Source organism: Streptomyces viridosporus (assembly GCF_002078235.1).
GTDB lineage: Bacteria > Actinomycetota > Actinomycetes > Streptomycetales > Streptomycetaceae > Streptomyces > Streptomyces viridosporus.
Genome location: NZ_MSGP01000735.1, coordinates 2,714 through 3,076, shown reverse-complemented (window position 1 = coordinate 3,076; position 363 = coordinate 2,714). Strand labels below are relative to the sequence as shown.

At 74.4% G+C, this 363-nt stretch carries 1 pseudogene; it reads left to right on the top strand.

Annotated elements, in window-relative coordinates:
• Positions 1-106: 106 nt before the first annotated feature.
• Positions 107-293, top strand: a pseudogene (locus B7L92_RS36775) (serine protease); the annotation flags it as partial.
• Positions 294-363 lie beyond the last annotated feature (70 nt).

Here is a 363-nt window from a genome sequence, read left to right as displayed (position 1 = left end):
GCGTGAACGCGTGCCGCTCGCCGGGCACACGGGGGCCGGTCCCTGGGCCCTCGTGCTCCACCCCCACCCCGCGCGACCCCCACCGGCAATCCCCACGAGGAGACCCATGTCCGGGCTCACCCGCGTCAGAAAGGCCGCCGCCGTGGCGGCCACCGCTGCCGCCGCCGCAGCCGGTCGTGGGCGGTACGACGACCACGACGTCCGCGCACCCGTTCATGGCGCAGATCACCGACGCCTCGCAGGACCGGTTCCGCGACGGCACCCCGGTCCCGCCCACCAAGGTGGCCGCGGCCCAGGTCGACTCGTAGGTCCCATGAGTTCCTGAGTACCCCTCAGGCAGCAGTCCAGGGGGCGTTGCGGGCT